The organism is Embleya sp. NPDC005971 (assembly GCF_040629175.1).
Taxonomy (GTDB): Bacteria; Actinomycetota; Actinomycetes; order Streptomycetales; family Streptomycetaceae; genus Embleya.
Map to the genome: position 1 here is coordinate 1 of NZ_JBEXUX010000192.1, position 1,311 is coordinate 1,311.

Below are 1,311 nucleotides of genomic sequence, written 5' to 3' on the forward strand. Positions count from 1 at the left end.
GGCTTCTTCTTCCCCATGCTCTCCATGATGGACATCCTCCCCAGAGAGGCCAAAGCCCCTCATCCAGGGTGTCCGTCAAAGTGGATCAAGCCCACTACGGCACCGTCCGAAGGGCCGACGATTCACTTTCAGGACAGCCGAAGCGTCAGTCAGTGGGCGAGTCAAGCCTCCCGAACGGTGCCTGACTCATCATCACTGTCAGCGGGATTGGCCGGGAGGAGTGTCAGTCGACCCGGGGGTCATGAACGTGGCCGTGTTCCTGTCCGAGGCGCGTGCGTATCGCGAGGGCCATACGGTCCATCTCTTCGGCCGACACTCGCTCGGCCTCGGGCGCGTGCAACAGGGCGAACGCCTTGGGGCCGCGCAACTCGGGAGCCAGATCCGCCATCCGAGGAACCACGTGGAAGTGGACGTGCTCGAATCCTGCCTTCTCGGCGAACTGCGCCACGTAGGTCTTGGCGCAGCCGGTCGTCTCGTGCAGTGCCCTCGACAGGCGGACCTGCCACAGACCCAAACCGAAGGCTTCGTCATCGGTCAGGTTCGCGATCGAGGTCACATGCCGCCGGGGGATCAGGACCAGCCAACCCGGCAGGCTCGTGCCGACCGAGTGCGTCACCCTCCACAGCACGTCGGAGGCGATCCGCGCACGAGGCGGGAGGGTGTCGTACGAGGCGTCCTGCCGACAGGAGAGGCAGTCCTCGGGGGGTGTCGTCATGTCCGCGAGCGTAGGGGCCGCGTGACGCCGCGCGGGGGGAAGTCCCGGTTTTGACCAGGCTGTTGGGATGTTGGATCTCGTCGTACGACTCGCCGATCCTGCCGAGCGACAGCACGGCCACCTCACGATCGAGCAATGCGCGGTGGCCGGGGCCTCCTCCGCGGATATCGCGGACCTGCTCGCCGCTCGACTCCTCGAACCGGTCATCGAGGACGCGGTGTTACGGATACGGGGCGGCGGCCGTCACCCCTTCCCGACCCTGTACGCGCGATGGCTGCTGCCGGCACCGGACGGCGCCGCGGGCGAGGAGCGCCTCGTACCCGCCGCCGAGTTCACCGTCCCCGGCCCCGATCCTCGTCCCGCGGTTGCCGGCGGGGCCGTGCTGCACGTCGCAGACCTCGACGACGCCGACTGGCAGGTGGTGTCGGGCCTGTCGGTCACCACGCCCGCCCGCACACTGGCCGACCTGACCCGCTGTCCCGTCTTGTTGTGGGCTTGATTCACTTTGACGGACACCCTGGATGAGGGGCTTTGGCCTCTCTGGGGAGGATGTCCATCATGGAGAGCATGGGGAAGAAGAAGCCTCGGCCTCGCCG

Annotated in this window: 2 protein-coding genes; one reads left to right on the plus strand and one right to left on the minus strand. The window is 67.3% G+C overall.

Translation table 11 applies throughout. The annotated features are described in order from the left end of the window. Positions 1-223 precede the first annotated feature (223 nt). Positions 224-715 (minus strand): HIT family protein, encoded by a 492-nt coding sequence (locus ABZ374_RS48540; RefSeq protein ID WP_360325268.1) that lies wholly within the window; start codon positions 713-715, stop codon positions 224-226. A 67-nt stretch (positions 716-782) separates the two neighbouring features. On the opposite strand from ABZ374_RS48540, the gene ABZ374_RS48545 reads away from it, so the two are divergent. Next, the gene (locus tag ABZ374_RS48545; protein ID WP_360325270.1) at positions 783-1,214 is read left to right on the plus strand and encodes a hypothetical protein; all 432 of its coding nucleotides are present in this window, start codon (positions 783-785) and stop codon (positions 1,212-1,214) included. Positions 1,215-1,311 lie beyond the last annotated feature (97 nt).

What these genes read in the sequence shown, in the direction of transcription:
- ABZ374_RS48545 (WP_360325270.1), top strand. Translation starts at nt 783, where the DNA reads ATGTTGGATCTCGTCGTACGACTCGCCGATCCTGCCGAGCGACAGCAC.
- ABZ374_RS48540 (WP_360325268.1), bottom strand. Translation starts at nt 715, where the DNA reads ATGACGACACCCCCCGAGGACTGCCTCTCCTGTCGGCAGGACGCCTCG.